General features: G+C 42.9%; 3 protein-coding genes. All 3 read right to left on the minus strand.

Annotation, left to right across the window (positions count from 1 at the left end; genetic code table 11):
- Window positions 1-216: 216 nt before the first annotated feature.
- The 3 genes from H6G26_RS41345 to H6G26_RS41355 are packed head-to-tail and all read right to left on the minus strand — an operon-like array spanning window position 217 to window position 1,705.
- A complete protein-coding gene (locus H6G26_RS41345; protein WP_190737892.1) occupies window positions 217-816 on the minus strand; it encodes an alpha-ketoglutarate-dependent dioxygenase AlkB in 600 nt (199 codons plus the stop codon).
- Window positions 804-1,505, minus strand: a complete 702-nt coding sequence (locus H6G26_RS41350; protein WP_190737894.1) for a hypothetical protein — start codon at window positions 1,503-1,505, stop codon at window positions 804-806. Before H6G26_RS41350 ends, H6G26_RS41345 begins: the two co-directional genes overlap by 13 nt.
- Window positions 1,502-1,705, minus strand: coding sequence for a hypothetical protein (locus tag H6G26_RS41355; protein ID WP_190737896.1), 204 nt, complete (start codon window positions 1,703-1,705; stop codon window positions 1,502-1,504). The genes H6G26_RS41350 and H6G26_RS41355 overlap by 4 nt, the downstream gene beginning before the upstream one ends.
- Between the last annotated feature and the right edge of the window lie 266 nt (window positions 1,706-1,971).

Here is a 1,971-nt window from a genome sequence, read left to right on the forward strand (position 1 = left end):
GTGGGAATATAAACGATATTCCATTGGCTCCAGCCCGTACTCATCAAAGTAAGATGGAACAACGGGTAAAAACTCTTTGCGATCACTTGTTGTATTCATACTTTAAACCTCCGTTTCATGCCTAAACTTAGTTGTTCAACATCCGTATCAGAAAAAGAAAACCATTCACCAATTAAGCGTTGATACTGGCATTGTTCATACAATTTATGAATTTGCTCATCTCCTGCCCCCTACGTGTGGTCGAAATGTGAGATTAATCCGAGTGCCAACCACTTTGTTCGTCTTAGGAACTTGATGCAGATGAGTACTCTGACAGCCTGGAAGCATCACCAGCAGACTCCCATGCTCCAGCCAAAAGTCAGTCGGCTTTCCCCCAATGGGCTTGATTTGGAATTTCCTCACCGAACCTAAACTGATGGATGCGATGGCTGGATTTAACCCCATCGAAGCTTCACTGTCGTTGTGCCAGCCGATTGAATCGATACCACTGCGATACTGGTTGCCGATGACAATGCGGAAGCTGTAGCCAGTAGCAGCAGTAATCCTATCTCGCAGTTGGGCTAGCGCTGAAGTCCAAGGCAGTGGTTTAAGTAGTACGCTCTTGGAGTAAAGGTAATCACAACCCTCATCCCCATAAATGCACTCTAGGCGAGGCACAGGCATTGTTTTACCCAGCATTCTGATTTGATTTTGTTTCCATTGCAGTTCTTGGCAATGTTGATAGAGTTCGTCGGCTTCTTCCTTGTTCAGAAATTCTGGATAATAGTTGACTGGTAAAGTAGGAGCAGATTCGGGAAATAAAGTTAGTTGTTGCATAATTCTCCTTTAGCGATCGCCAAAACGATTTTTTCTGCCTGTTCTTGTGAAATAGCCTGTTCAGGGTTCTTGTAAAAACCCAGGATTTGAGACTTGGGTCGAATAATAATTTGCTGCCCTGTTGCGCGTTTGTCCCATACAAAGCACGAGATGGTAACGTTATCAGTAGCCCAACGAGTACCCCGTTTGTCTTTCCGAAAGCAGAAGCGCGGCAGAATCAATACAAGTGACGGCGGGTGCTGCTGTAAGAAATCCGCCCGATCATCACAGGGTTCGAGAAAGCTGGTCAGGAGGAATGCGGCTACACGGATACGCGCTTTTTGGTAGGCATTTTTGATAATTGGTGCAGCAAATTCCGAGTATGGTGGATTGGTGCAGATCCAGTCAGAATCGGGAAACTTAGCCCATGACTCGGATAGCGTTGCGTCCATTTGGTAATCAGCTGCTTTATGTGGATCAATATCGTTCGTCCACATTTGCTTGGTGTATGGCCAAGCTTGGAGTAAAGATGCGATCGCTCCATGCCCCACGCAAGGCTCACCAATCACACCAGATAAGGGAACATGGCGCAGTAGTTCAGTTGTGAACCAAGATGGAGACTCGTAAAAGTTCAATGGATGCCTACCAACAGTTTCTCCTGTAGATTTAGGAGAGTATGATTGTGATGTCAGCAGTTGTGCAACGGTCATAAATACTCTCCTGTTTGTTTCACAATCTCGGCGCTAATAGATTCAAAATCTACTTGGTAAATATTCAAATCTACTTGCATTTCTCCACTGTTATAGCGGTCTGTTATATGCTGTTTAATTGCTGCTTTTGATAACCCATTGGGAATATTAATGTGAGCTTCTGATGTGATTTTTTCAACTAATGTAACAATGACTTTCATATCCGTTATCCTGAAAATAAGGAGTATTTTTGTGTGGCGATTGTTACTTATTGAGCGGCAATCGCTTTTTATTTTGATTGTTAGAAACCTTGAAGTTACGACACTTTATTGAGATGTGTATTATTTGCTAGAAAAATCATCTTTGTAACGGATCATGTCAGAAGTTTGGTAGTTGCTTGACTACGTGAAAGGGAAGCTTTTAATGTTATTGGTGATATTTGATGCTTTAGCAAAAACTTCCATCTTTAAATTAGCGAACGTTTCTG

The sequence above is a fragment of the Nostoc sp. FACHB-888 genome (assembly GCF_014696655.1).
Classification (GTDB): Bacteria; Cyanobacteriota; Cyanobacteriia; order Cyanobacteriales; family Nostocaceae; genus Nostoc.